Genomic DNA, 2,769 nt, shown 5'->3' with positions numbered 1-2,769 from the left:
CGAACCCTTGCCGGGTTGCGACCGGTCCAGGGCGATGCATCGTGGTGCCTCCCCCACGTCCTCGTACTGGTGGTACGGGGGCGTGGGGGAGGTGCCGCGAGGCGTCCACCTGGGCCGCGCGCAACCCGGTGAGGATTGTGGCCACCGCACTAGCCTGGGGCTGCTAGAAGGCGGTGGCGGTGGCGACGCGGTCGCGGCCGCTGTTCTTGGCCTGGTAGAGGGCCTCGTCGGCGGCCAGCAGCAGCGGGCTGAGCTCGGTGGCGGTGTCGGGGAACACCGCCGCGCCCACCGACGCCGTCATCCCGGAGATCACCCGGTCCTCGCCGAGGCGGTCGACGACGGCGATGTGCAGGCTCGCGATCTCGAACCGGATGCGTTCGGCGGTCTCGCGGACCTCCGCGGTGCTCACACCGGGCAGCAGCACCGCGAACTCCTCGCCGCCGAAGCGGCCCACGAGGTCGTAGGAGCGCACCGAGTGCTTCAACGCGTCCGCGACGGCGCGCAGCACGCGGTCGCCGGCGAGGTGGCCGTAGGTGTCGTTGATCAGTTTGAAGTGGTCGAGGTCGAGGATCAGCACCCCGACGGTGGAGACCAGGCGGCGGGCGCGGGCCAGTTCGCGTTCGGCCACGTCGTGCCAGAACGTCGCGTCGACCAGGCCCGTCTTGGAGTCGGTGCGGGCGGCGACGCGGAACTGCGGCAGCAGCAGCCCCATGTGCAGGGCGAGCACGGTGAGCAGCAGCATCGGCGTCAGCCACGGCCGCGCCAGCATGATGATCGCCACCCCGGAGCCCAGGCCGACCGAGGCCAGCACGATCAGCACGTCGGAGGCGTTGCCCAGCGCGGCGCGGACGGGGTTGTGCCGGTTCGTCACGAAGATCGCGGTCACGACCAGCGCATAGTTGATGAACCAGTAGAGGAACCCGGCCGTAACCAGAACCAGCAGGCCGAGCGGTCCGTCGACGTCCACGGCCCTGCCGGGGAAGAGCCCGAGCACCAGCTGCGCAGCGCCGCTGCCGAGCACCACGGAGGCCGCCGAGAACACCTTGCGGAACAGCACGGCACGCCGTTTGTAGACCCGGAACCACGAATGGGTGTAGCTGACGACCACCAGCGCCACCAGCAACGGCATCGGGAGCACGAGCACGCCCGCGAACAGCCACACCGACTGCATGTGGGCGTGCGGCGAGCCCTCGGCGCCGATCTCGCGGATCCGTTCGATTCCGCGGGCCGCCTCGAGGTGCAGCACGGCACCGCCGGCGAGCAGCAGGAAGAAGGGCCAGTTCAAGGCCTCGGCAGGGGTACGTCGTGCGGTGGCGAGCGTGACGAGGGTCGCTGCGGCAACCACCGTCACGACATAGGCCAGCACCACAGGGGGAAGCGACCATAACTTCCACCGGCGCGGGTCGAGCCAAGGCACGCTGCCACCCCCACACCACCGTCCAGGAACCAACCACTGTAGCTACCGGGTAACTCAAAGTCGTGGCTCCATGTGGGGGACCTCACGGTGAGTAGTCCTCACGCATCGCAGCCCGGTCACCACTCCAGTTCACGCGCAACGAACACCCATAGGAGCAGCCATGATCAACCGCACCTCCGCTGCCGGCCGTCCCGTCCGCCCGACCGACTGGCTGCGTCCGACCGACTGGAACCGCCCGACCGACTGGGCCCGGCGCTGAGCCACAGCACTGCCGCACCGCTCGCCGCGAGCACGCCCAGTGCTCCGGCGGCGGCGACCACCCGGTGCACGGCGACGGTCTCCGCGACCACCCCGGCCAGCGCGACCCCCACGCCCTGGGAGACCCGCAACGCGGTGACCGCCAGCCCGAACGCCTGCCCGCGCGAGGAGTCCGGCACCGCCCGCACGAACCGCGTGTTCGCGACCAGGTGGTAGGCGCTGGCCGCGCCCGACAGCGCGAACAGACCGAGACTGACCGGCAGGCCCGGCCGCAGCGCGGCCGGGACGAGCACCGCGCACGCCGCGATCGCCAGCCACGGCATCACCCGCAGCTGCACCCGCTCACCCAGCCGCGCGACCACCAGCATCCCGGCCGCCGCGCCCGCCGCGTAGGCGCCGAAGATCATCCCCACGCCGGCCGGTCCCGCCCCCACGCCGGCCGCGTAGGGCGCCGCGAGGGCCTCGCCGACGATGTAGAACCCCGACACGCACGCGAGCGCGAGCAGTGCCCGCAGCTCCCGGTCCCGCCACACCAGCCGCGCCCCGCCCACCAGGTCCGCGGGCCACGCCCGCACGTGCGGGCTGCGCGGAGCCGGCCGGGGCAGCAGGAACACGCCGACGAGCAGCGCCGACACCGCGAACGTCACCGCGTCCGCCACCAGTACCAGGCCCGGCCCGAGCCACGCCACCAGCGCACCGCCGGTGAGGAACCCGGCGACCTGCGCCGCCTGCGTCACGGTGCTCAGCACGGCCTGACCGAGCGGATACCGCTCGTCGGGCAGGATCTGCGGCAGCAACGCCGCCCGTGCCGCCCCGTGCGGCGCCCCCGCGAACTGCACCTGCACCAGCAGCGCCGCCAGCACCCACAACGGCACCCCCGGCACCGCCATCAGCACCAGCAACGCCACCCGCACCAGGTCGGCGGCGACCATGACCCTCTTGCGCGCGAACCGGTCCGCCAGTCCCGAGAGCACCGGCCCGCCCACCAGGTCCGGCAGGAACGTCAACGCGTACGTCAGCGCCGTCAGCCCCGTGCTCGCCGTCCGGTCGTAGACGTGCACCGTGAGCGCGACCCGCGCGAACTGGTCCCCGGC

General features: G+C 72.6%; 2 protein-coding genes. Both read right to left on the bottom strand.

Annotation, left to right across the window (positions count from 1 at the left end; genetic code table 11):
* Window positions 1-163: 163 nt before the first annotated feature.
* Window positions 164-1,351 (bottom strand): GGDEF domain-containing protein, encoded by a 1,188-nt coding sequence (locus tag VF330_RS37160; RefSeq protein WP_330856429.1) that lies wholly within the window; start codon window positions 1,349-1,351, stop codon window positions 164-166.
* A gap of 230 nt (window positions 1,352-1,581) precedes the next feature.
* Window positions 1,582-2,769 (bottom strand): MFS transporter (locus VF330_RS37155; RefSeq protein ID WP_330856428.1); only part of this gene is annotated, 1,188 nt, incomplete at its 5' end.

The sequence above is a fragment of the Lentzea sp. genome (assembly GCF_036380075.1).
Classification (GTDB): domain Bacteria; phylum Actinomycetota; class Actinomycetes; order Mycobacteriales; family Pseudonocardiaceae; genus Lentzea.
The sequence above is the reverse complement of the archived record's forward strand: the minus strand, read 5'-3'. Positions and strand labels throughout refer to the sequence as shown.